The sequence below is a fragment of the Chryseobacterium daecheongense genome, assembly GCA_027920525.1.
Classification (GTDB): Bacteria; Bacteroidota; Bacteroidia; order Flavobacteriales; family Weeksellaceae; genus Chryseobacterium; species Chryseobacterium proteolyticum.
Map to the genome: position 1 here is coordinate 4,577,968 of CP115858.1, position 23,610 is coordinate 4,601,577.

Sequence of the window (23,610 nt, forward strand, 5' to 3'; positions counted from 1 at the left end):
ATGTTGAACATGTTGAAAAAATTGATTCATTTGATATTTCTTCCATGCAGTGTAGCCACACTCCTTATGGAAAAGAAAAATGCAGGGTCTATTTCTACGGAAGAAGACCGCAAGCTTACTATGCATCTGAAAATTTGCAAATGGTGCAGGGCTTATCAGAAAAAGCTCGCCATCCTTGATGAAATTATGAAGAAAACTTTTATAAAAAAGGAAAGTGATGAAATTAATGATTCTGATATTCAAGGTTTTAAAGATGATATGATTAAAAAGATAGATTTTTGATAAAAATTCTGTCAGGATTTTGAAGCCGTTCCGACTATACTTCTGAAAATAATAAAAGTAGTCATTCAAAATCTTAAAAAAATGAACGGAACAGCACAACTTACTAAAGAATCTATAACGTATAAGCTGGGATATTACATCTCATTATACGGATCGGCACTTATCTTACTCTGGATTGGAATTTTCAAATTTACTCCAACCGAAGCACAAGGAATAAAAAGCCTGGTTGAAAACCATTTTCTCACCTTTTTCGTATATAATATAGCAAGCGTTCAAACGGTGTCAAATGCTATCGGAACGATAGAAATTATCATTGCACTACTGCTGATATTTAGTCCGAAATTTGTAGCTCTGAAGAAGTATGCGGGAATCGGAATGACAGTGACTTTCCTTGTTACTTTAAGTTATTTATTTACAACTCCGGGAATCTGGAAAATAGTGGATGGAGTTCCGGTAACAGATTTCTTTATTCTTAAAGATCTGATGCTTTTAGGATTTGGATTGATGATATATCAAAAAAATAATAATGAATAAAAAGATAAAAATGAAAAGTATATTAATATTACTGGCAGTTGTTTTAGGTATTGCCGTATTTGCAAGAAGCTGTGGCGATTCAAAGAAATCGTCAGAAATAAAAAAAGAAAATGAGACCATTATGGACAGTAAAAATGTAAAAGAAGTTTATTTTGCAGGCGGATGTTTTTGGGGAACAGAGCACTTTTTCCAACAGATTCGCGGGGTTGTGGGAACTGAAGTAGGATACGCTAACGGAAACAAGACAAATCCTACCTATGAAGAAGTTGTAAGCCATACAACCGGCTTTGCAGAAACCGTAAAAGTGAAATATGATCCTGAGCAAGTTGATTTGAAATTATTGATCGATCTGTATTTCAAAACCATTGATCCTACAAGTCTGAATCAGCAGGGAAATGATAGGGGAGATCAGTACAGAACCGGAATTTACTCTACAGATAAGGCTACAGAAGCCATTGTGAAAGAAGAAGTACAAAAACTGGCTAAAAATTACAGTAAGCCTGTGGTGGTAGAAACTATTCCACTGAAAAATTTTTACAGGGCGGAAGATTATCATCAGGATTATCTGGATAAAAATCCTGGAGGATACTGCCACATCGAACCGGGACTTTTTGAAATGGCTAAAAATGCCAATCCGCTTCCAAAAGCTAAGTACCAGAAACAGGATAAAAAGGTTTTAAAAGAAAAACTTACGGCTGAACAATACCGTGTAACGCAGGAAAATGCTACAGAAATGCCTTACCAGAATGAGTATGATAAAGAGTTTCGTGAAGGAATCTATGTAGATATTACAACAGGGGAGCCATTATTTGTGTCAACAGATAAATTCGAATCCGGTTGTGGATGGCCAAGTTTTTCCAAACCGATTACTAAAAATGTTATCGATGAAAAATTAGACAGGTCTGCGGGAATGACCAGAGTGGAAGTTCGTAGTAAGACTGGTGACGCTCATTTGGGACACGTCTTTACAGATGGCCCTAAAGATAAAGGAGGTTTACGTTACTGTATCAATAGTGCCTCTCTAAAGTTTATACCGAAGGCTGAAATGGAGAAGAAAGGATATGCTGAGTATCTTCCATTACTCGACAAAAAATAATGTGTAAAGGTTGCTGAAAAGCAACCTTTTTTTATGAATATTTACTTTTTCTCCAGGCTTGATCTTAGCAGGTAATCCAACATCAAGAACATTGAGGTTGATCTCCTCAAACTTCTGGCTTCCATAATACCAAAACAATAATGGAATAAGTACAGCACTAATAAGTCACGGAAAGTAGTATATCTTTTTCATTATTGTCTTTTATTAAATTGAACGGTATCTTTAATGCTAAACATGGAGATATTTAAAAATAGTAAAAATCCAAAAATGAAGTAAAATGAAGGCTTTGGTAATTGTGAAATTGAAGTTTCAAATTCGGAAAATTGTTGTGACGAATTGTTCTTCAAATCGCTTTGCATTACTAATCCCGTCCCACATCTAAAAATATGTTCATCATCAATTTTTGTTATAGTAGGATCAATGTACTGATGAGGAACAAAAAAATGTCCTGTTTTGTTAAGGTCTAAGCAGTATGATAATTGTCCGCTGGATTCTATATCATTTAATAAAGATATAATGTCATCATATGTATTTTCGTCATTTAAAATAAATTCTATTCCAGATTCCTTGCGGTTTTCTTTTTGAAGCTGTTTAATGTCAGAGATATAACGTTTGGAATTTTCTCTTGCTGAATTAGGTTCTACTATAATTTTTTTATAATTCCAGTTTCGTACGGATTCGAAAGTTGCAGATTCATTTACTTTTTCTCCAGGTCTGATCTTAGGAGGTAATCCAATATCAATAACATTGAGATTGATCTCCTCAAACTTCCGGCTCCCATAATACCAAAACAATAATGGAATAATAATAGCGCTTATAAGCCCAGGGAAATAATATATTTTTTTCAAGCCTCGCATTTTTATAAAATTAAAAAAAATATTCTGTACAAATAAAAAAAGTGATCCTCAATGAATCACTTTTTAATATTTTAATTTTCAAATCTTTTAATCATTCAATTAAAAAGACTACCAATCCCTTTTTCTCAAGATCCAGTATGATCCGAAAATAAAAAGTCCACTCCAAACAATACAGGCGATTAAACTCTCGGTAGGATAGGTGAATTCATATTTCAATCCCATCATTTTAGCCATATTTAATCTCAGCATAGGATTGGGAATCAGGTTGGACATACTTTCCAAAGGGAGAAGATGAGTGATGAAGAAATCTTCTTTCATAATCTTGATTCTCTCCAGTTCCTGTGTTCCACGGACTTTTTGGAATACTTCGATGGCGGTTAAGATTCCTTCACCGATCCAATACACAAAGAATCCTAGAAATACAAACATGGATTTTCTGAGGAGTACCGAAAGAAACATTAAAAAACAGAAGAAAGTAAAAAGTTTTACAAAATAATTTCCGATAAAGAACATTTCTTTGAAGACCGATGCGGAGTCTGTTACCTTGGAGTAATTATATCCCAAGAAAAGGGTAATGACAAATACAATAAGGGTAGATACAACAGAAAAAATAGTTATCGTCAGTAGCTTAGATCCGATGAATTCTTTTCTGCTCAACCCATCAATGGTATTCTGCTTAAACATTCTGTTGCTGAACTCCTGTGAGATCGAAAAAACAATAATCAATCCAAGGAATATCTTTAGCAAGGCTACAATCCAGGTAGTAAAGTTCCAGATTTCCGGAAAATTATAAATCCCCTGTTCCTTTAGATTAATTGTTGCACCAAAGACATCCAGATCGACCAATCCGATGAAAAGAAGCGCCACTAAAATAGCAAAATACAATATGGTGAAAATCCTGAACGGTCTGTAATTCAGATTTTTGTGGTATTCGAGTTTTAATAATTTAAGCATTGGTATTCGTGTTTTTTACAAGTTCAAGGAATTGAGTTTCAAGCGATAATTTTTTCTTAGACAAGTGGGATAAGAAAATACCTTTTTCTGCCAGTTTCTGATTGAGTGCCGAAGCAGAAATGGAAGCGTCTTCACGAATCTGAGCTTTAATGATATCATTTTCGGTGTTTATAGAGCTGAACCATTGCAGTTCTTCAAGCGCATTTAAAAGTGCCGTATTGTTATCTGCCTTTAATTCAAAAAAACCTTTGTTGCTTGTAATTTCATCAACCCGCCCGCTGTAAATGGAATTCCCCTCCTTTAAAACAATAACATGGCTGCATATTTTTTCAATTTCGTCCAGAAGATGGCTGGCAATAATGATCGTAATTCCTTGCTTGGCAATATTGGAAATGATTTCCCTGATCTGGATAATGCCTTCAGGATCCAGTCCGTTTGTAGGTTCGTCCAGTATCATGACCTCAGGATTGTTCAGCATAGCGGAGGCGATCGCCAGTCGCTGTTTCATTCCAAGTGAGAACGTTTTAAATGGATCTTTCTTCCTGTCCAGAAGATTTACCGTCTTCAGAACTTCATCAATACGCTGGTAGGAAGCTCCTTTAATTTCGGCAACAATCTTTAAGTTGGTTTCGGCGCTCAGATATGGATAGAAGTTCGGTTGCTCAATAATAGCCCCGATTTTTTTTAAAGTATCGGGATCTGTGCCCTTTTTTCCGAACCAGTACCAGTCGCCACTGGTGGGATTTATGGTGGAAAGCAACATTCCGAATGTAGTGGATTTCCCACTTCCATTAGGGCCAAGAAGTCCGTAAACGTTTCCTTTTTCTACATCAAAAGAGATATTGTTTACAACGGTTCGTTTGAATTTTTTTGTTAAATTCTTTACTGACAAAACTTTTTCCATGTAATTTGTTTTACATAGTAGTAGTCTTTGTTTTTAACAGAATGTTACAATATTTACTTAAATTGTCTGATCTTGTATGAGATTAAAATATTAAATTTGGTAGTATAATTCGTGAATATGAAGTTAATTGAGCTTGCAAAAGAATTAAATATTTCCGTAGAGGCAATCAAACAATTTATCCAGGATTTTGACCTGGAACTTGGCGTATGTATGAGTACCAATTTTGAGATCAAAGATGATTTTGAAAAGTTTGCCCGCGAGAATGTAGATTTTTTAAGGACCTACGAAAAAGATCTTGATCAGAATAAAACCCTTGAGCAAATTGCGGAGACAATCAATCAGCCTAAAGAAAAGATAGAAAAAGCAATTCAGGACAGCACTCCTAATATTTTTGATAACGGAATATTCCGTTCTTCAATTTCCAGTTACGGAATAGATAATAAGCTGGGTGGAAATTATCAGTTTGTTTATAACTATTTTGGACATAAGACCAGTCTTCAACACCGGGATTTCATAGGTTACCGGGATTTGTTCTTTTATATTTCCAGTGTCTTGGAGCCATTTTTAAATAAGCAACAGATAAAAGACTGGGGGATCAATAAGCCTGCGGGGATCATTCTTTACGGACCTCCGGGAAGTGGTAAGATTTTCTGGGCCAACAAAATTGCAGAGATCATCAATTATCAGTTTAAGGAAGTTAAAAAACATTATCTGGGAACATCATTAATCGATGGGAATAAAACAAATTTTAATGATTTTCTCATAAAGATGATGACGGAGGATAAGGTGCTTCTTTTTATGGATGATTTTGATGAAATCATGATGGAAAGAAGTGCAGAGAACAATGTGGCATCCTGCAATCTTGAAACGCAGGAGATCATTCTTCATTACATCGGAAAATTTGCAAAAGAAGACGTAGTGATGGTGGGGTCTGCCAAGTCCGTATCGGAGATTGATGAGGAGATTTTGGCGCCGGGAAGATTCGATGTAATGATTCCTGTTTTTCCTCCTAATGCTGCAGAGCGTTCGGAAATTATCCTGTACGGAATGACGAAAGGGCTGGAAAGCGATTCTTTGCTCTATAAGATCCTTAAAAATAACAAAGCAGATAAAGTACCTTTCTGGAATGGAAGTGCATCCAAAATGAAGGCTTTCAGCAATACCATGCTCATGGATTTTACACAAAGTCTGAAGAAGAGGATAAAAAATCTTTACCAGCGAACAAAAAATGAAAAACTTGTAATTGACGATGTCCTCTTAAATGGAGCCCTGAGAGATGCAGCAGGTAAACTTACAGAAGAATATCTGCAACAGGTTGAACAATTTTTAAATGATGCGATTATCAATAATTTTGATGATTTTCAATACAGGATTAAATCCTTACGAACCGAACTCGAAACCTATAAAGTGGTAGAAGAACCTGCGCGGGCAATAGGTTTTCATCACAATGGTGAAGAGGAGGGAGGAAAAGACAAAGGCTAATTACTCATCACCGATGAACAGCATCTGGGAACTTGAAACCTTTTACCGGAGAAGGGATGTTATTATTATTGGAGCAGGGTTTACCGGGCTTTGGACAGCTATTTCCATTAAAGAAAAACATCCTGACCTATCTGTTTTAATTATTGAAAGAAATCCGATTCCGCTGGGCGCTTCAACAAGAAATGCCGGCTTTGCCTGCTTTGGGAGCCTGACGGAAATTATTGCCGATCAGGGAAAAATGGGATGGGACAAGACCTTGGAATTGATTAAGATGAGGTTTGAAGGGCTTCTGAAAATTCAGAAGTATTTTAAGAATTCAGAAATTGATTTTGATTTGAATGGGGGCTTTGAAATCCTGAATAATGAATCACCTTTAGAAAATATGGAAGAAGTGAATGAAAAAATGAAGCTCATAACAGGAATTTCAGCCACTTATTCTTTACAACAAGATAAAATCAAAGCATTTGGGTTGGGAAAATCGGACTTTCTGATTGAAAATCCATATGAAGGGAGTCTCCATTCAGGAAAGCTCTTACAGAAGCTTCTGGAGAAATGTCAGGACATGAAAGTTGAATTCCTTTTTGGAACCCCGGTTACGGATGTAATTGAGGAAAACACCGGAATGGAAGTCAGGTTGTCTGAAGATTTGTCTGTTCATGCAGAACAGGTTATTCACTGTACCAATGCTTTTAGCTCCCAATTTTTAGAAAATGAAGAAATCATTCCTGCCAGAGGTCAGATTTTAGTTACGGAACCCGTTCAAAATTTAAAATTAAAAGGAACTTTCCATTACGATGAGGGATTTTATTATTTCAGAAATGTAGGAAACAGGGTGCTGTTGGGAGGCGGGAGAAACCAGGATTTTAAGACTGAAGAAACCCGTAATTTTCAGACTACTGAATTTTTACAGAATCATCTGGAAAATTTTTTGAAAGAGGTAATTCTGCCTGATCATGATTTTAAAATTGACCTTCGATGGTCGGGGATTATGGCAATGGGTTCAGAAAAAACTCCCATTGTAAAACAGGTATCGGAAAGACAGTTTTGTGCTGTAAGACTCTCCGGGATGGGCGTTGCACTGGCCCCAAAAATTGGAGAGATCATTGCGGATAAGATTAATTAAAGGTGTTATGAGATATAGATATACGAATCTTTTTGCTGTATTAACGGTTCCTCTTATTTTTTTATCAGTTTTCTTTGCAGGAGCGGGGCATGGAAATTATGCGCTGATCACAGTTATTTTTCCACTTTGCTTTTTAGGAATTATATTACCGGATAATATATCCATGTATTTTCTGGTATTTGGCATACTTCAATTTGCCATTTATGGAAATATTATTGATAGGTTTGGAGGTAAGAAGAGTTTGCCATTTATATTAGCAGCGCATTTTTTATTTATAATTATTGGCTTTATGGCTACAAATAATAGCTTATTCTGATTAATATATATTTCTATTGAGTCAAAAATATTATTGATCTTTTTCAACATTAACTCCAGGAAAAAATGATTGCTGATCAGCTATCGCTCTTTGCTCAAAATTTTATCCTTATTTTTGCAAAAAATAAAATTTCGTGATTAACAACGACCATATAAAAGATGTTCAATCCAGAATTGAAGATCTCCATAAATATCTTCAGATTGAAAAGAAGAAAATAGAAATTTCTAATGACGACGAGAAAACGGCTGCTCCTGAATTTTGGGATCATCCGAAAGAGGCGGAGGCATTCTTAAAGCAGCTTCGTTCTAAAAAAAGATGGGTGGAAGATTACCAGGAAATTGCTAGTCAGTTTGAGGATCTGCAGGTTTTAATGGAATTTGCCAAAGAAGATCCTGATTCTGAAAAAGAGCTGGATGAGACATTTCCAAAACTGGTAGAAAAAATAGAAGACCTTGAATTCAAAAATATGCTTTCCAACGAAGGAGATGAGCTTTCAGCCGTCATACAGATCACGGCAGGGGCTGGCGGTACGGAAAGTTGTGACTGGGCGGCAATGCTGATGAGAATGTACACGATGTGGGCAGAAAAGCAGGGATATAAAATTCGGGAGCTGAATTATCAGGAAGGAGACGTTGCCGGCGTAAAAACAGTGACATTGGAAATGGATGGAGAATACGCTTTCGGGTACCTTAAAGGAGAGAATGGTGTTCACAGGCTCGTAAGAATTTCACCTTTTGACAGTAATGCCAAAAGACACACAAGCTTTGTTTCCGTGTATGTTTATCCATTGGTCGATGATACTATTGAAATTAATATAAACCCTGCGGACATTTCATTTGAAACCATGCGAAGTTCAGGAGCCGGAGGGCAGAACGTTAACAAAGTGGAAACAGCGGTGCGTCTCCGCCACGCGCCAACCGGGATCATTATCGAAAACTCGGAATCAAGATCGCAGCTGCAGAACAAGGAAAAGGCAATGCAATTGCTTCGTTCCAGATTATATGAAATGGAGCTTGAAGAGAGAATGAAAGCCCGAAACGAGATTGAATCCAATAAGATGAAAATCGAGTGGGGAAGTCAGATAAGGAACTATGTGATGCATCCTTACAAACTGGTAAAAGATGTACGCTCTGGTTATGAGACTTCAGATGTGGATTCGGTAATGAACGGAAATCTTACGCCATTCCTGAAAGCTTTTCTCATGGCCGATGGAACCGCGGTTTCTGACGATGATTTAGACCTGTAAAAATTATTCTGGTTTTTTAGTTAAAATCTTATAATTAATTTCTTAATCAGACTTTTTAGACTTATTTTTGTTACTTATCAATATGTATGGAAGATTTCAATAGCTGGAAAGATTTATTAAACCCGGAGTTTTATATTAAAATGGGAGGGTTTTGGCTGATTCTGTTTATTATTTTTGCTGAAACTGGTCTTTTTGTAGGATTTTTTTTACCAGGAGACTCTTTATTGTTTGTTTCGGGAATTTATGCTGTTGAAATTATCAAAGAGACATTTGGTTCTACAGGGAGCGATCTTCTTGATACTACCATCCTTGCCACTGCTGTAGCATTTGCTGCTGTTGTAGGTAATGAAGTGGGATATTACTTTGGGGTAAAGGCAGGTCCTGCTCTTTATAAAAAACAAGATACCTTTTTGTTTAAGAAAAAATACCTGTACCAGGCTCATGATTTTTTTGAAAAGCATGGAGCTTTAGCCGTTATCATGGCAAGATTTTTACCTGTAGTAAGAACGTTTACTCCTATCGTTGCGGGAATTGTGAAAATGGACAAAAAAGAATTCCTCAGAGACAATATCATAGGAGCAGTACTATGGTCGTTCATCCTGATCTTTGCGGGTCACTATCTGGATAAATTATTCCAGGAACAATTTGGTATCAATCTTAAAGAAAAGCTCGAACTGATCATTATTGTGATCGTTCTGATCACTACACTTCCGATTATTATTAAATTTCTTTTTGGTAAGAAAGTGGATCACAGTAAATACGAAGATAATTCACCTGAATAAAGAGATGTGAATTGTAAAATATAATAACCTGCTTTATGCAGGTTATTTTTTTATCCATTCCAGGATATTAGGGTAGATGATACTATCTCTTTTTCGTTTGCTGAAAAATCTTGGGGCATGTCCTGTATTTTTCATGAAAACCAGTTTACGGGTAATGTTCCGGCTTGCTAAAGCCGAATCCAGCGCGAGCCCCTGGTTTTTATTAACCAGAAAATCCTGGTTTCCCTGAAAGATCAACGTAGGGACATTTGTAATATTGGCAATCGGGCTTGCTATTTTAAATTCCTCAGATAGGTTGTGACGGTTAAATCTGGTTCCTACCACCTTTTGTAAGGTAGGTGACGTATATTTCGAATAAAATGAGTGTAAAAATTCCGGAGAATAAAAATCAGTAGGACCGCTTAAAGAAATGATCTTTTTGATCTGATCCGGATGCTGGTAACCATAAAGTAAAGCCAAATGTCCACCCGCACTTTCTCCCAGGATAATATAGTTATCAGGTTGGAGTTCCGCTTTCTCCGCTAAAGAATTAAATTTTTCAATTACCGAGCTGATATCCTCCAACTGCTCCCTGTAAGTAATTTTTTTAGATTTTGAAACGAGCCTGTAATTGATATTGATGCTGGGAATATTATTTTTAAAAAGCATTTTTTGGATCTGGATCATATGTTCTTTTCTGCCATACTTCCAGGCCCCTCCATGTACAATAAGAACAACAGGGGATTCTTTAGCATATCCCGACGGAAGGAAAATATCCATCTTCTGTCTTTTATGCTCACCGTATTTTAAATTGTAAATTTTCTGCTGATTGTTATTCCCCACCCAAACTCTGAATCTTGAATTACATGAATTTAATAAAAAGCCGATACATCCTAAAATAAAAAAATGATATCTGAGTATGAGCTTTTTCATAAATCAAATGTAAGAAAAATATGATGATTCTGGGTTAAGGCAGGGCTGTTTTCAAGATCCGGTGCTATCATGTTTATTGGATGTTTCTAAATTTTCAGCGTACTTGTATAATGAATTGTTGTATCGGGGTAAATGCCGGGATAAAGCTTTTAACGCTAGGGACAATGCCTCTTTACTCTCTCCGGCTGATTACAATGAAAGTGCAAGAAAAGAATCCACTGCATCATCAAGCTCATCAGACTCATTTATTTTTTCTTCTCTGAGGATCCGAATGCTCTCATCAATCTTTCCATTGTTTCTCAGTGTACTTGCAAGCTGAATTCTGGCCCTTCTTCTGCGTAAACCCGATAAGCCATATGTAATTTATTATTAAGTTCAATAAAAAAAATGGATGATACGATCACAAGACTTCTTATGATTTATGAATTTTTTCTTTGTTAAATTGATTTTAAAAGAAAATGAGATATAGAATTAAATAGTTATTTTTGTTGTTAAATAATAAATTACATATGGCTTCCGGTTTTTTTGCAATTTTAGATGATCTCGCTGCTCTTATGGATGATGTGGCTGTAACCAGTAAGATAGCAACTCAGAAAACTGCAGGGATTTTGGGAGATGACCTGGCGGTAAATGCCGAAAAGGCTACAGGTTTCATTTCATCACGGGAGATACCTGTGTTATGGGCAATTACCAAAGGTTCCTTTATTAATAAGCTAATTATTCTGCCGATCGCCTTTTTGCTACACTGGCTGTATAAGCCTGCAATAGAAATCATTCTTATTTTAGGAGGTTTTTACCTTGCATTCGAGGGAGTGGAAAAAATCATTGAGTTTTTATTTCACCGGGATAAAAAAGGACATGAAGTCATAGAAGAAAGCACAAAAAATGAAGATGATGAAAATTCAGAAAAATCGAAAATTAAATCAGCAATTACCACAGATTTTATTCTTTCTATCGAAATTGTAATTATCGCTCTTGGAACTGTTCTTGAAGAACAACATCCTCTACTGACACAAATCATTACGGTAAGTTTGGTTTCTTTCCTGGCAACCATAGGAGTGTATGGTATTGTGGCTTTAATTGTAAGGATGGATGATGCCGGCTTTAAGCTGATCAGAAAGAGTAATGATAAAGGCTTTTTCTCCAAACTGGGGCATTTACTGGTGAAAGCATTACCTATTATTATTAAAATGCTGGCAATCGTGGGAACAATAGCCCTCATTTTGGTTTCCGGAGGAATTTTTGTTCATAATATAGCGTATCTTCATCATTTTCTCCCTGACTGGCCATCAGTACTTAAAGAGTTTACGTTTGGAATGATAGGGGGCTTACTTGCCGTGGCACTTTTTACATTAGGCAAAAAAATATATACTCTGGCAACCCGTAAATAGATGTATGCAGGTTCTCTTTTAAAAATAGACAGCAAGACGATTGACTTATCATTCTTGTTTACGCTGTATTGTGTTTACGGCTCATGAGGAATCTGTCCATTGATATATTGAAAATTGTCCTTGCATTTTTTGTTGTCTTCCTGCACATGCATTTATTTCAGGATACCCGTCCTGTACTTGGTTTCGTACTTGTTAACGGGGTTTTCAGAATGGCGGTGCCCACATTTTTAATCATTACGGGATATTATTTTTATTACGTAGACAATACACAAAAGCTTAAAAAGTGGCTGGTAAGGACATTTTTGCTTTACCTGATCTGGTCGCTGGTTTATATTCCCTTCTGGAAAAAAGAAGATGTATTCATAAACATTCTATTTGGATATCATCACTTATGGTATTTGATAGGAACTTTTTTTTCAGCGATTATTTTATTTTTAATCAGGAAGAAACCGGTAGGGTTTCTAGTAGCGCTTATCGTTTTATTATTCAGTACAGGCTACGCGTTACAGACGATAGGAAATCTCCATTATTTTGGGGGCCAAAAAGACAAATTAATCAATCTTTATCCGTCTTACAGGAACTTTCTCCTGGTATGCTTTCCTTTTTTAACAATAGGATATCTGATCAATAAGCTTAACCTTGATATGAGATACAGGCCTTCACTGGTTACAGTTATTGCTTTGACCGGGCTTGTGATTTCAGAGTCTTTTTTCAATTGTATCATGATCAGTCCTACAGAAAATATTGACCTGTTGTTTTCTTTATTATTAGCCTGCCCGCTGGTATTTATCTACTGCAAAAATGTTTCTGTAATGATAGATACTAAAATTCTTGCCAGCTTGTCCACTGCAATCTACGTGATACATCCTCTGATTATGAAATGGACACTTGGTTTATATTATCCGTTCGAAATGTTGATTTTCGTGATAACATTACTGACTGCCAGTTTTATTCTTGTATTGGCTAACCGCAAACTGAAATATCTTTTGTAATGGCTTAAAAAGTTTGATCATCTACGGTCTTAGGTGAGAAAATATAAATGCCCGGAACATTAAAATAGAATGCCAATAAAAAAGAGACCTTGAAGGCCTCTTTTTATATTTTAGTTGAAAAGATCTTTTACTTTATCAAAGAATGTCTTCTCCTTCCCGGATGGTTCTGCAACCATTTCTCCGCTGGACATCTGTTTTTCAAAGAAATCTTTCTGATCTTTCGTTAATTTTTGTGGAGTCCATACATTAATGTGTATAAACATATCTCCTTTTCCATAACTGTCAATGCTAGGAAGGCCTTTTCCGGCCAGTCTCAGGATTTTTCCTGATTGCGTACCGGGATCTACAGTGATTTTTACCTTTCCACCTACCGTAGGAACTTCTTTTTTGGTTCCCAATGCAGCTTCTGCAAATGAAATATATAACTCCTGGTGAAGATTGTCTCCTTCTCTTTTGATTGTTTTATCTACTTCTTCCTCTACGATAACAAGCAGATCTCCCGGAACTCCTCCGAACGGAGCGTCGTTACCTTTTCCTCTTACATTAAGCTGGATTCCGTCTCTTGCTCCTGCAGGAATATTGATGGTAATTTCCTCCTCATCTTTTATAAGTCCCTGTGCATTTGCACCTGCCGGGATTTTATCGGCAACTTTTCCGATACCCTGACAAGTTCCGCACGTAGCCTGTGTCTGCATTTGTCCGAACATAGTGTTCATTACTTTCACCTGAACTCCGGAACCATTACAGGTAGGACACGTTTTAGAAGTGGCACCTTCGGCCATCTTCATTTTTTTTACTTTAAGAGTCTTTTGGGTACCGTTTACCATTTCCTCAAGATTCAGCTTGATGCGGATTCTTAAATTAGAACCTTTTACCTGCTGACGTCCACCACCACCGAATCCGCCGCCGCCAAAATGACCACCGAAAATATCTCCAAACTGGCTGAAAATATCCTCCATATTCATTCCGCCGCCAAATCCACCGCCGAATCCGCCATTTCCACCTACACCTGCATGACCGAACTGATCGTATCTTGCACGTTTCTGATCGTCGCTCAATACTTCATAAGCTTCGGCAGCTTCTTTAAATTTTTCTTCAGCCTCTTTATCTCCCGGATTTTTATCAGGGTGATATTTGATGGCCATTTTACGGTATGATTTTTTTATTTCTTCGGTTGAAGCAGATTTGCTTATCTCAAGAACCTCGTAATAATCTCTTTTTGACATGACAATTGTATAATTGATTTCAGATAAATGACAAAAGATGTGTAGAACATATAAGGGATGTTATCACCGTATATTGCTCACCATTTATCACTTATTAATATTAGTTTCCTGTTACTACTTTAGCAAAACGGATTACTTTATCTCCTAAAGTATATCCCGTTTCGATTACATCTACGATTTTACCTTTTAAATCATCAGATGGAGCAGGAATCTGAGTAATTGCCTCGTGAAGGTCCACATTAAAAGAATCTCCGGCTTTTACTTCCATTGATTTCAACCCCTTCTCTGTAAGTTTATTTTTGAATTTCTGATAGATAAGTTCTACACCCTGCAGATCCGCCGGATTTCCGTTTTTAGCGATTTCTTTTAATGCTCTTTCAAAATCATCCAGTACTCCAAGCATAGAAACCATCATGTCCTGATTAGCATATTGGAAGAACTCCATCTTTTCTTTGGAAGTTCTCTTTTTATAATTTTCGAACTCAGCATAAAGACGAATATAACGGTCTTTCTCTTCTGCCAAAAGTTCTTCCGCAGTCGGAGTATTTGTCACATTTTGTTCAGAAGCATTTTCGTTCTGAATGTTGTCTTCTTGTTGCTTATTGATGTTTTCTTCTTTGATATCCTGATTTTCCATATTCAATAACTATTTTAAAGAGTTGTTTGTCAAAGATTCTGCCAAATAGCAAATATGGACATTAAGGCAGAAAAATTATTCTCCGGAAAATGTTTGATACAACAAATAAAGATTCAGGACAATGATAATGGCTGAGATAACCCAGACACAGATTTTCATGAATGGCTTATTGACGAAATCGCCCATTTTGGCTTTGTCATTAGTAAACATTACGAGTGGAACTACAGCAAAGCTCAGCTGCATGGATAAGATAACCTGGCTTAAAACCAGAAGATCTGTTGTCCCTTTTTCTCCATACAGAATGGCAACAATTAAAGCGGGAATTACCGCGATAAGTCTGGTTATCAATCTTCTTAACCAGGGTTTTAATCTGATATTCAGAAAACCTTCCATTACAATTTGTCCGGCCAGTGTCCCTGTTAATGTAGAATTCTGACCTGAGGCGAGCAAAGCGATCGCAAATGCTATACTTGCCATAGAAGCACCCAGGATTGGGGTCAGCATTTTATAAGCATCATGGATATCTGCAACATGTTTATTTCCTGTGATATGAAAGGTAGCTGCCGCCAGTATTAAAATTGCTCCGTTGATGAAAAAAGCAAGCATTAAGGAGATCGTACTATCTAAAGTGGCAAATTTTATAGCTTCTTTTTTACCTGCGTTATCCCGTGTATAATCCCTCGTCTGTACAATACTGCTGTGTAAATAGAGATTGTGGGGCATTACTGTAGCTCCCAGGATTCCTATAGCAATATAAAGCATAGCAGGATTCTGAATAATTTCTTTTTGCGGAACAAGACCTCCCAGTATTTCATTAACGGCCGGTTTTGAAATAACGATTTCATAAATGAAACATGCGAGAATAATAAAAATAAGTCCTCCTACAATACTTTCGATCCATCTGAATCCTTTGGCCTGGAGTAAAAGGATAAGTAAAACATCTATTGTGGTTATTACGATTCCCCAAGTAAGGGGAATATGAAAAAGCAGGTTGAGTGCGATCGCAGATCCTATAACTTCTGCGAGATCACAGGCGGCAATGGCAATCTCACAAAGGATCCACAAGATAAAATTGGTAGTCGGGCTAAAGTGATCCCTGCATGCTTGTGCAAGGTCTCTCTCTGTAGCTACTCCCAGCTTTACTGATAAGTGCTGTAAAATCATTGCGAAAATGTTGGAAATAAGTATAACGGAAAGCAGGGTGTAGCCAAATTGAGCTCCTCCCGCGATATCGGTAGCCCAATTTCCGGGGTCCATGTATCCCACTGCAATCATTAAACCGGGACCTGCAAACGCAAGGTATTTCCTCCAGAAAGAACCGTTTTTAGGTACTTTAATGGATGAGTATACTTCTGGTAATGAGTGGAGTGTTTTATCTTTTCGCCAAGCGCCTTTTGTAAAATTCATAAATGTTAGAAATGACTAACAAATTTAATTAAATAAATGTAAATAGAAAATATATAATAAAAAAATCCCGAAAAAACTTTCGGGATCTTATACGTAGTATTTATTTTAAAAGATTATTTCGCAAATCTTATTGCCATTTTTCTGTCTTTGGCTCTTTCAGCGTCAGAAGCTTTTGCGTCTACCGTTGCAAATTTACTTCCATAACCTTCTGCACCTAATACCTGACCACCTAGATTTTGTTTGCCTAACCATTCTTTGATAAAGTTAGCTCTTGCAGTAGAAAGTTTTACATTAGAAGCTTCATTACCTGTTTTGTCAGTATATCCTCCTATTTTAATTTTAGCATCAGGATAAGCTTTTAAAATAGCTGCCAGGTTTTCCAATTGTCCCTGAGAACCTGCTTCCAGTTCTGTAGCGCTTCCTAATTTAAAATTCACATGATCGAAATCGTACCACGTGTCTTTTAATGCATTATCATCTGCTGCATTTTTGTAGCCGTCAGATTTTAAGAATGCAATCATTCTGTCTTCCATTCCGCCTTTGTACCCTTTAAGCGCTGTACCGTTCAAGTCGATATTTTCGTCAACTTTCGTGGTTGTAGCGGCAGGCGCTGCTGCTGTATCAGACGGAGATACTGCCATAGCCGTATCAGAGTGTGCTCCTGTAGAATCCGCGCCCATTGTAGTGGTAGTCGTTTCTTTTTTCTCACACTGCTTCCATAAGAAGTATCCTGCAGCAATCAATAGCAGAAGAGGTAATAACCATTTCCAGATAGAACCACCTCCGTCATTTCTGTCCGGGTTGGTACCTGTTGGAGTTGTACTTCTTGTTACTTCAATTTTTGGTTCCTCCTGTACCGGCGTTTTTATGGCGTCGTTATCATTATCAAATTTATATCCTTTAGCCCAGTCACCAATATTTAATGATGCTAAAGAAAGTCCGGCAGGCAGTAAAGTAGAGACAATTCCTTTTTGATCATTCAGTAGCCCTGAAATTCCTGATGCATCCAGATTATTGTCTGCAGCATACTTTCCTACAGTGCCTACTGTAGCTCCTGTTACCATATTCAGCAAAGAGCTGGAAGAATTATTACTAATTCCGGCAAAGCTGGCGATGGAATTTACCAAGCCACTCAGTTTATCTCCAAAAATGGACGTCAATAAACCTGAAATCATAGAATTATTAGAAGAGCCTCCTAATAAATTACTTAAAATTCCATTAGATGAAGCACTGGTGATTGCATCTAAAACTCCGGGATTATTAGCATTATTAGCTAATCCGCCAACAACGGCAGGCAATAAACCTCCAATTGCTTTTGAAATACCAGACTCACTTTCTCCAAGCTGTGAAGCCGCCTGAGAAACTAAAGCGGGACCCAATTGTCCTTTAATTAAATCAATAACGTTTAAAGACATAATAAATATTTTTTAGATTAATGTTGACATAAAATTAAACAAAAATCTGTCCAAATGTCATATTTTTTAAATATTTATTTGATTTTCAACGTTTTTTTTGCAAATGATTAAAATTATTAATACGCTTTAGCAAACAGTACGCGTCTCTTAGAAGGCTTTCCGGAGATTAATGAAACACCTTCTTCTATATCATCATCCAAAGGGATACATCTGATGGTCGCTTTCGTTTCTTCCTTGATTTGTTCTTCTTCTTCAGCGGTACCATCCCAATGTGCATAGATGAATCCTCCTTTTTCTTCCAGAACTTTTTTAAACTCTTCGTAAGAATCCACTTTAGTCATATTTTCTTCTCTGAAATTAAGAGCTTTGGTGTAAAGATCTTTCTGGATGGTTTTTAATAATTGATCGATATGGGAATCCAATCCTTCAATAGAAACCGTTTCTTTGGTCAGGTTATCCCTTCTTGCAATTTCAACCGATTTATTTTCCAGATCTTTTGGCCCGATTGCAATTCTCACAGGAACACCTTTTAATTCATATTCCGCAAATTTCCAGCCTGGCTTGTTTTGGGTGTCATTATCAAATTTTACCGAAATACCTTTAGCTCTAAGTTTTGTCTGAATGTCTAAAGCAACCTCACTGATTTGGTTCAGTTGTTCTTCTCCTTTGAAGATCGGAACAATAACCACTTGTATTGGAGCCAGGGTTGGAGGCAATACCAATCCGAAATCGTCAGAGTGTGTCATGATCAACGCTCCCATTAATCGGGTAGAAGTTCCCCATGATGTAGCCCATGCGTGTTCTATTTTTCCTTCTTTATTGGTGAATTTCACATCAAAAGCTTTTGCGAAATTCTGACCCAAAAAGTGAGAAGTACCAGCCTGAAGAGCTTTTCCATCCTGCATCAATGCCTCAATACAATAGGTTTCATCCGCTCCCGCAAACCTTTCGGAAGGGGTCTTTAATCCCTGGACTACAGGCATTGCCATAAAGTTCTCTGCAAAATCTGCATACACTTTATTCATCTTTTCTGCTTCTTCTATGGCCTCATCTTTGGTTGCATGAGCCGTGTGACCTTCCTGCCATAAGAATTCAGAGGTTCTCAGGAATAGACGGGTTCTCATTTCCCAACGAACAACATTCGCCCACTGATTGATCAATATCGGTAGATCTCTGTATGATTGGATCCAGCTTTTATAAGTATTCCAGATAATAGCTTCCGAGGTAGGACGAACGATAAGTTCCTCCTCCAGCTTGGCATCAGGGTCTACTATCAGCTTGTGAGGATTATCCGGATCTGTTTTTAATCTGTAATGGGTAACAACGGCGCATTCTTTTGCAAAACCTTCTGCATTTTTCTCCTCAGCTTCGAACAGACTTTTGGGTACAAAAAGCGGGAAATAAGCATTAACGTGACCTGTTTCTTTGAATTTTCTATCCATTTCATCACGCATTTTTTCCCAGATCGCATATCCGTATGGTTTTATAACCATACTTCCACGTACTCCGGAGTTTTCTGCCAGATCTGCTTTTACAACTAACTCGTTATACCACTTGCTGTAATCTTCGCTCCTTGAGGTTAATTTTGCCATTGTTTTTTTAAATTTTTTTTAACTTTTTAACATTATTGTTATCTAAAAATAAAAATCTATTTTTGATAGATTTTTTTACCGATGTTTGGTACATTTTTGGTACACATTGCAAATATAATTTAAATTAAAAATCTTTACGTTATCATGAAAAAAAATATACATAAAAATTTATTTGGTATGCTAAAATCCAAAGGTATTTTAGCCATATCAAGTGGATTGTTATTAATGTCTTGTGGTGCACAGATGGGAGGGTACAGCGAGACCGACGGGGTCTATTATGATCCCAATAAAGATACGCTGCCAGAAGGAGTGATCATTAATGGCGGAAACAGGGTTGGAGAATACTATGATTACTATCAGGATGCAAACAATACCAATCTTATTCAGAATGCGGAAACCAACTCCAAAGATCAGGATAACAAATACAGCACATGGGGAGGCGATTCATGGAATAATACCGCAACAGATTCTGATTGGGGCGCTTTTGCCGGATCTCAGACCAACTATTACGACAACTCATGGGGTTCACCATGGGGCTGGGGTGGATGGTATGGAGGCTATAGCCCATATTGGGGCTGGAATAGAGGCTGGGGCTTCGGAATGTCCTTCGGCTGGGGCTGGGGCGGCTCATGGGGCTGGGGTGGTTACCCTTACTGGGGCTGGAACTATGGAGGATTTTATGATCCTTTCTGGGGCTGGGGCGGCGGTTACTACGGAAACCCATATTGGGGCTGGGGTGGCGGTTACTGGGGTAATGGATATTACAACAGACCGGCTTACAGGAGAAGTGGTGCTGACGGAAGACTTGGATATGGTTTAAGTGGATATAACGGAAGTAACGGATCAGTATACAGAAACAACATTAATAACTCTGCATTCAGAAACAATTCTGCAGGTTCAGGATTCAGAAACAATACGAATGGTTCAGGGTTCAGAAATAACAATGGTGGTTTCAGAAACGGAACAATGACTAATGGTAACAATTCCGGATTCAGAGGCAACAATAACAGTGGTTTCAGAAATAATAATTCAGGATATCGTAATCCTAATATGAATACTCAGCCAAGACCTAATTACGACAGCCAGCCAAGATACAGAAATGATAGTGGTTTCAGATCAAATGACAACGGTGGCTTCAGATCCGGAGGATTCAACTCTGGTGGCGGAGGTGGTTTCCGTGGCGGTTCCGGTGGAGGCGGCGGTGGATTTAGATCCGGCGGCGGAGGCGGCTTCAGATCAGGAGGCAGATAATTTTTAAACATAATAACTAACTATTCAAATAATAATGTTAAAAAAATCTTTAGTAGTACTAGGTATTTCTGCTGCTTACTTTGTGCAGGCACAGGATATTTCTACAATCAGGAATTCGATTGATGTTTATTCTAACACTCCGATGATAGGTTCTTCAAAATTTAATGCGATGGCCGGCTCTAACGGGGCACTTGGAGGTGATGCTACTTCATTGATGACAAACCCTGCCGGATTAGGTGTTGCTATTGCGGGAGATGTATCGGCAACGTTGTTTTTAAGCAATACTAAAAATACCAGCTCTCTGGCTGGATCTTCAACAGATTATAAATTAAATAAATTTACGCTTGGAAATGTTGGTGGTGTTGCAACGATCCAGCTGATGACAGAATCACCATGGAAGTTCATTAATATCGGTGCCAATCTATCAACGCAGTCTCTTGAGAATTATGTTGAGAGCCCGGGGAATTCCAATGTAGTGATCTCCAAAAATTTGTTAGATTCTAATGGAAATCCTGTGGTAGGTAACCTGTCTTACCTTGGGCATGCTTATAACAGATATGGTAATCAGACCAAATTTAACCTGGGTGTAGGTGCGAACTATAACAATTCACTTTATCTGGGAGCAAGCATTAATATGCATTACGCTGAAATCGATCAGTATGACAGTGCTTTATTCGGGCTTAATCTGGATGGATCGGTGAATACTTTTGATAAGCAGTATACCCCGTTTTCGGAAAAATCAAATGGTTTTTCAGCAACAGTAGGGGTTATCGGAAAATTAAGCAATCAGTTCAGATTGGGAGCATCTATTGAAACACCGACCTGGTGGAATATCGACAGGGTCTTCCGCGAATATTATGACGGAAGTAACGGGATCAATTATGACAACTATGTGGAAGACAGAAATTTCAGGTCCCCAATGAAGGCTACTGTAAGTGGTGCGTTTGTTCCCAATAAGAATTTTGCCATTAACGTAGACTATACTTTAGGACTTACCAAACCTAAATATGAAGTACAAGGTGCTGCGGAAAGAGAATTGAATTCTTTCTTCAGTGACAATTATAAAAACCTATCGGAAGTAAGGGTAGGTGCGGAATACAGAATTAAGGCATTCAGAATAAGAGGTGGATATTCCTATACATCAAGTCCTTTTGATGCTTTTACGATCAGTTCTTATTCCAATGCAGGAGTTGCAGGGGATAACAGCTATAGTAATTTGATTTTGGGAGAAAGAAATACGATAGGAGCAGGTATAGGATATGATTTTGGAAACTTCTATGTGGATGCAGCGTATCAGAATGTCAGCTCAAAATATAATAATCCATTCCTGAGAGGGAGTGCTGACCTGGGAACAGGATATTATTCAGGTGATTTTGATGTAAATACACCAACATCCGTTGTTTCCAGTGTGAAAAGCAACAGAGATAACTTCTTTCTTACAGTCGGCTGGAAATTCTAATTTCCGGATTGTGTAGCAAGTGATTAAATTGAGGCTCCGAATTAAAAATTCGGAGCTTTTAATTTATATGTATTGAAGTAAGATCTGATTAATCAGGATTCTGGATCAGATTGGGCTGGATCTGAATCTGCTGTTCAGGGATATATTCAATAATTCTGTTGCTGGTATAAGGAACCGTATAAAAGGGATTATTTCCGTTTAAATGGGTTCCCGGATAATTACGGTCGAGACTTAATTTATTTCTGAAGACATCATATTTTCTATGTGCTTCAAAAGCCATTTCAAGTCTTCTCTCCTGAAGAACCAAGTCTAAAATAGTTTGTCCTGATGGAACTGAAGGATATGCTGGAATTCCCGCTCTTGTTCTGATCGTGTTTACGTCAGCCAGTGCTGAAGCTGAATTTCCCTTTTTAGCATAGCCTTCGGCCCGGTTCAGATACATTTCAGCCAATCTCAAAATAACAGGTGACCATAATTGAGGAACTCCTTCCTGTAATGAACATTTTAAAACATAGAATTTCGGATAACCGTTTCTTTTGTCCATATCATTGTCCAGATTTACATAAACTTTTACGTTATTAGAATTAATAAAGTAATAATTCGTTTTGGTAGGCAAAATTTCTGATTGCACCTGATAGTTAACATTATTCATTGTGAAATAGGTATTCCCTCCCTGCTGGAATGTTTTCTGAAAAGTGTAATTATAAGTTATTCCTCCGGAAGCATTTGTACCTTGTTGTACCCAATAAGCAACAGGAACAGATGGGGTTGCATATTTCGGAGAAATGAACTTCAATCGTGCATCCTGCGGATTTTGATTGATCAGATCCAGATAAGAAGAAGACGCGTACATCTCACCCCAGCCTACATTTTGAATATTGGCATACATGGATCCTATAGTGTACCAGCCATCACTGTAATCACCATCTTTATTATATTTGAATGCAAAAATGGTTTCTTTGTTGGTTTCAGGAGTTTTCGTGGCATAAGAAGGAAGTTCGGAATTAGACAATAGCATATACTTTCCGGAATTAATCACCTTATCAGCATATTCAATAGCTTTATCATTATTTTCCATATACAGATACACTCTGGATAGCAGTGCTTGAGCAGCTTCTTTAGATGCGTATGTGTTGTTTTTATCGAGAGTCATCAATTGTTCCGCTTTTCTCAGATCATTGACTACCTGATCGTAAATTTGACCTACCGTGGCCCTGCCGGGTAATTCGTTTACATCATCCGATGTTTTTAATGGTACTCCCAGATTGCCGGTTCCCTGATTGTAAGGTTTTCCAAATACATTTACCAAAGAAAAATAAACGTAGGCCCTTAGGAAATAATTTTCCCCGATCAGCTGATCGGTATTGGTATCTTTTCCTTCGGCAAATTTGGAAATAACTTTATTGCATCCAATGATAGCCTTATATCCTGCATTCCATATCGTATTGGAGCGGCCATTATTTTTAATACTTCTGTAGTTATAATAATAAAAGAACTGATCGGTGGTCGTACCGCTGATATCAATATTATCTCCGCCATATTCACCCACTCTGTAAAGATTGTTGAAAAATCCTCCTCCTGTTGCATCTCCTTTCAAAAGAGCATAGTTTCCGAGAGTAATGGTCTGTAGCCCTGTTGGATCTGTTAATATGGTATCAGACTCTTTTGAATCATATGGAGACCTGTCTATATTACAAGCTACCGATGTTAGTGCGATAAGTGCTAAAAATATCTTTTTCATGTTTTGTAAGT

Annotated in this window: 22 protein-coding genes and 1 pseudogene; 12 read left to right on the plus strand and 11 right to left on the minus strand. The window is 37.5% G+C overall.

Annotation, left to right across the window (positions count from 1 at the left end):
* Positions 1-9 precede the first annotated feature (9 nt).
* The 3 genes from PFY10_20560 to msrB all read left to right on the plus strand — a co-directional run bounded on the left by PFY10_20560 (position 10) and on the right by msrB (position 1,912).
* A complete protein-coding gene (locus PFY10_20560) occupies positions 10-282 on the plus strand; it encodes a hypothetical protein (GenBank protein WBV56578.1) in 273 nt (90 codons plus the stop codon).
* Positions 283-363: 81 nt separating this feature from the next.
* The gene (locus tag PFY10_20565) at positions 364-816 is read left to right on the plus strand and encodes a DUF417 family protein (protein WBV56579.1); all 453 of its coding nucleotides are present in this window, start codon (positions 364-366) and stop codon (positions 814-816) included.
* 10 nt (positions 817-826) lie between these two features.
* Entirely contained in the window at positions 827-1,912 is a 1,086-nt protein-coding gene (msrB, locus tag PFY10_20570; GenBank protein ID WBV56580.1) for a peptide-methionine (R)-S-oxide reductase MsrB, read from the plus strand.
* Positions 1,913-2,103: 191 nt separating this feature from the next.
* Here msrB and PFY10_20575 read toward each other — a convergent pair whose 3' ends face one another.
* The 3 genes from PFY10_20575 to PFY10_20585 all read right to left on the minus strand — a co-directional run bounded on the left by PFY10_20575 (position 2,104) and on the right by PFY10_20585 (position 4,627).
* On the minus strand, positions 2,104-2,769 hold the full coding sequence (locus tag PFY10_20575) for a hypothetical protein (protein WBV56581.1): 666 nt from the start codon (positions 2,767-2,769) through the stop codon (positions 2,104-2,106).
* Positions 2,770-2,877: 108 nt separating this feature from the next.
* Positions 2,878-3,723, minus strand: a complete 846-nt coding sequence (locus tag PFY10_20580; protein ID WBV56582.1) for an ABC transporter permease — start codon at positions 3,721-3,723, stop codon at positions 2,878-2,880.
* Entirely contained in the window at positions 3,716-4,627 is a 912-nt protein-coding gene (locus tag PFY10_20585; protein ID WBV56583.1) for an ATP-binding cassette domain-containing protein, read from the minus strand. The genes PFY10_20580 and PFY10_20585 overlap by 8 nt, the downstream gene beginning before the upstream one ends.
* Before the next feature lie 117 nt (positions 4,628-4,744).
* Here PFY10_20585 and PFY10_20590 point away from each other — a divergent pair, with 117 nt between their 5' ends.
* The 5 genes from PFY10_20590 (at position 4,745) to PFY10_20610 (ending at position 9,576) form a co-directional block, all read left to right on the plus strand.
* Positions 4,745-6,109, plus strand: coding sequence for an AAA family ATPase (locus PFY10_20590; GenBank protein ID WBV56584.1), 1,365 nt, complete (start codon positions 4,745-4,747; stop codon positions 6,107-6,109).
* Positions 6,075-7,232: an FAD-dependent oxidoreductase gene (locus tag PFY10_20595; GenBank protein ID WBV56585.1), complete on the plus strand. Its 1,158-nt coding sequence runs from the start codon at positions 6,075-6,077 to the stop codon at positions 7,230-7,232. Before PFY10_20590 ends, PFY10_20595 begins: the two co-directional genes overlap by 35 nt.
* Positions 7,233-7,239: 7 nt before the next feature.
* On the plus strand, positions 7,240-7,548 hold the full coding sequence (locus PFY10_20600; protein ID WBV56586.1) for a hypothetical protein: 309 nt from the start codon (positions 7,240-7,242) through the stop codon (positions 7,546-7,548).
* Positions 7,549-7,681: 133 nt separating this feature from the next.
* On the plus strand, positions 7,682-8,794 hold the full coding sequence (gene prfB / locus PFY10_20605) for a peptide chain release factor 2 (protein WBV56587.1): 1,113 nt from the start codon (positions 7,682-7,684) through the stop codon (positions 8,792-8,794).
* Positions 8,795-8,880: 86 nt separating this feature from the next.
* Positions 8,881-9,576 (plus strand): VTT domain-containing protein, encoded by a 696-nt coding sequence (locus PFY10_20610; GenBank protein ID WBV56588.1) that lies wholly within the window; start codon positions 8,881-8,883, stop codon positions 9,574-9,576.
* A gap of 42 nt (positions 9,577-9,618) precedes the next feature.
* Here PFY10_20610 and PFY10_20615 read toward each other — a convergent pair whose 3' ends face one another.
* Together PFY10_20615 and PFY10_20620 are read right to left on the minus strand one after the other, a co-directional pair.
* Positions 9,619-10,488: an alpha/beta hydrolase gene (locus PFY10_20615; GenBank protein ID WBV56589.1), complete on the minus strand. Its 870-nt coding sequence runs from the start codon at positions 10,486-10,488 to the stop codon at positions 9,619-9,621.
* Positions 10,489-10,539: 51 nt separating this feature from the next.
* Positions 10,540-10,791: pseudogene (locus PFY10_20620) on the minus strand (tetratricopeptide repeat protein).
* A gap of 206 nt (positions 10,792-10,997) precedes the next feature.
* Here PFY10_20620 and PFY10_20625 point away from each other — a divergent pair.
* Positions 10,998-11,879, plus strand: a complete 882-nt coding sequence (locus PFY10_20625; protein ID WBV56590.1) for a DUF808 domain-containing protein — start codon at positions 10,998-11,000, stop codon at positions 11,877-11,879.
* A gap of 146 nt (positions 11,880-12,025) precedes the next feature.
* Positions 12,026-12,871 carry a hypothetical protein gene (locus tag PFY10_20630; GenBank protein ID WBV56591.1) on the plus strand — a complete coding sequence of 282 codons (846 nt, stop codon included), beginning with the start codon at positions 12,026-12,028 and terminating at the stop codon, positions 12,869-12,871.
* Between the two features lie 110 nt (positions 12,872-12,981).
* On the opposite strand, the gene dnaJ is transcribed toward PFY10_20630, so the two are convergent.
* The 5 genes from dnaJ to proS form a co-directional block, all read right to left on the minus strand.
* A complete protein-coding gene (gene dnaJ / locus PFY10_20635) occupies positions 12,982-14,097 on the minus strand; it encodes a molecular chaperone DnaJ (GenBank protein ID WBV56592.1) in 1,116 nt (371 codons plus the stop codon).
* Between the two features lie 100 nt (positions 14,098-14,197).
* Positions 14,198-14,734, minus strand: coding sequence for a nucleotide exchange factor GrpE (locus PFY10_20640; GenBank protein ID WBV56593.1), 537 nt, complete (start codon positions 14,732-14,734; stop codon positions 14,198-14,200).
* Positions 14,735-14,809: 75 nt separating this feature from the next.
* A complete protein-coding gene (locus tag PFY10_20645; GenBank protein ID WBV56594.1) occupies positions 14,810-16,141 on the minus strand; it encodes an Nramp family divalent metal transporter in 1,332 nt (443 codons plus the stop codon).
* A gap of 113 nt (positions 16,142-16,254) precedes the next feature.
* Positions 16,255-17,556, minus strand: coding sequence for an OmpA family protein (locus tag PFY10_20650; GenBank protein ID WBV56595.1), 1,302 nt, complete (start codon positions 17,554-17,556; stop codon positions 16,255-16,257).
* A gap of 116 nt (positions 17,557-17,672) precedes the next feature.
* Positions 17,673-19,148 (minus strand): proline--tRNA ligase, encoded by a 1,476-nt coding sequence (gene proS / locus PFY10_20655; protein ID WBV56596.1) that lies wholly within the window; start codon positions 19,146-19,148, stop codon positions 17,673-17,675.
* Between the two features lie 177 nt (positions 19,149-19,325).
* On the opposite strand from proS, the gene PFY10_20660 reads away from it, so the two are divergent.
* Both PFY10_20660 and PFY10_20665 read left to right on the plus strand, forming a co-directional pair.
* Complete coding sequence (locus PFY10_20660) at positions 19,326-20,399, plus strand: prolyl-tRNA synthetase (protein ID WBV56597.1); 1,074 nt, start codon at positions 19,326-19,328, stop codon at positions 20,397-20,399.
* Positions 20,400-20,433: 34 nt separating this feature from the next.
* Complete coding sequence (locus PFY10_20665; protein WBV56598.1) at positions 20,434-21,858, plus strand: hemin receptor; 1,425 nt, start codon at positions 20,434-20,436, stop codon at positions 21,856-21,858.
* An 88-nt stretch (positions 21,859-21,946) separates the two neighbouring features.
* Here PFY10_20665 and PFY10_20670 read toward each other — a convergent pair whose 3' ends face one another.
* Positions 21,947-23,599: a RagB/SusD family nutrient uptake outer membrane protein gene (locus PFY10_20670; GenBank protein WBV56599.1), complete on the minus strand. Its 1,653-nt coding sequence runs from the start codon at positions 23,597-23,599 to the stop codon at positions 21,947-21,949.
* Positions 23,600-23,610 lie beyond the last annotated feature (11 nt).

Bases quoted from the DNA above. Each gene is read 5' to 3' on its own strand.
- PFY10_20560 (WBV56578.1), top strand. From the start codon at position 10: ATGTTGAAAAAATTGATTCATTTGATATTTCTTCCATGCAGTGTAGCC.
- PFY10_20565 (WBV56579.1), top strand. From the start codon at position 364: ATGAACGGAACAGCACAACTTACTAAAGAATCTATAACGTATAAGCTG.
- msrB (WBV56580.1), top strand. From the start codon at position 827: ATGAAAAGTATATTAATATTACTGGCAGTTGTTTTAGGTATTGCCGTA.
- PFY10_20575 (WBV56581.1), bottom strand. From the start codon at position 2,769: ATGCGAGGCTTGAAAAAAATATATTATTTCCCTGGGCTTATAAGCGCT.
- PFY10_20580 (WBV56582.1), bottom strand. From the start codon at position 3,723: ATGCTTAAATTATTAAAACTCGAATACCACAAAAATCTGAATTACAGA.
- PFY10_20585 (WBV56583.1), bottom strand. From the start codon at position 4,627: ATGGAAAAAGTTTTGTCAGTAAAGAATTTAACAAAAAAATTCAAACGA.
- PFY10_20590 (WBV56584.1), top strand. From the start codon at position 4,745: ATGAAGTTAATTGAGCTTGCAAAAGAATTAAATATTTCCGTAGAGGCA.
- PFY10_20595 (WBV56585.1), top strand. From the start codon at position 6,075: ATGGTGAAGAGGAGGGAGGAAAAGACAAAGGCTAATTACTCATCACCG.
- PFY10_20600 (WBV56586.1), top strand. From the start codon at position 7,240: ATGAGATATAGATATACGAATCTTTTTGCTGTATTAACGGTTCCTCTT.
- PFY10_20610 (WBV56588.1), top strand. From the start codon at position 8,881: ATGGAAGATTTCAATAGCTGGAAAGATTTATTAAACCCGGAGTTTTAT.
- PFY10_20615 (WBV56589.1), bottom strand. From the start codon at position 10,488: ATGAAAAAGCTCATACTCAGATATCATTTTTTTATTTTAGGATGTATC.
- PFY10_20625 (WBV56590.1), top strand. From the start codon at position 10,998: ATGGCTTCCGGTTTTTTTGCAATTTTAGATGATCTCGCTGCTCTTATG.
- PFY10_20630 (WBV56591.1), top strand. From the start codon at position 12,026: ATGCATTTATTTCAGGATACCCGTCCTGTACTTGGTTTCGTACTTGTT.
- dnaJ (WBV56592.1), bottom strand. From the start codon at position 14,097: ATGTCAAAAAGAGATTATTACGAGGTTCTTGAGATAAGCAAATCTGCT.
- PFY10_20640 (WBV56593.1), bottom strand. From the start codon at position 14,734: ATGGAAAATCAGGATATCAAAGAAGAAAACATCAATAAGCAACAAGAA.
- PFY10_20645 (WBV56594.1), bottom strand. From the start codon at position 16,141: ATGAATTTTACAAAAGGCGCTTGGCGAAAAGATAAAACACTCCACTCA.
- PFY10_20650 (WBV56595.1), bottom strand. From the start codon at position 17,556: ATGTCTTTAAACGTTATTGATTTAATTAAAGGACAATTGGGTCCCGCT.
- proS (WBV56596.1), bottom strand. From the start codon at position 19,148: ATGGCAAAATTAACCTCAAGGAGCGAAGATTACAGCAAGTGGTATAAC.
- PFY10_20660 (WBV56597.1), top strand. From the start codon at position 19,326: ATGCTAAAATCCAAAGGTATTTTAGCCATATCAAGTGGATTGTTATTA.
- PFY10_20665 (WBV56598.1), top strand. From the start codon at position 20,434: ATGTTAAAAAAATCTTTAGTAGTACTAGGTATTTCTGCTGCTTACTTT.
- PFY10_20670 (WBV56599.1), bottom strand. From the start codon at position 23,599: ATGAAAAAGATATTTTTAGCACTTATCGCACTAACATCGGTAGCTTGT.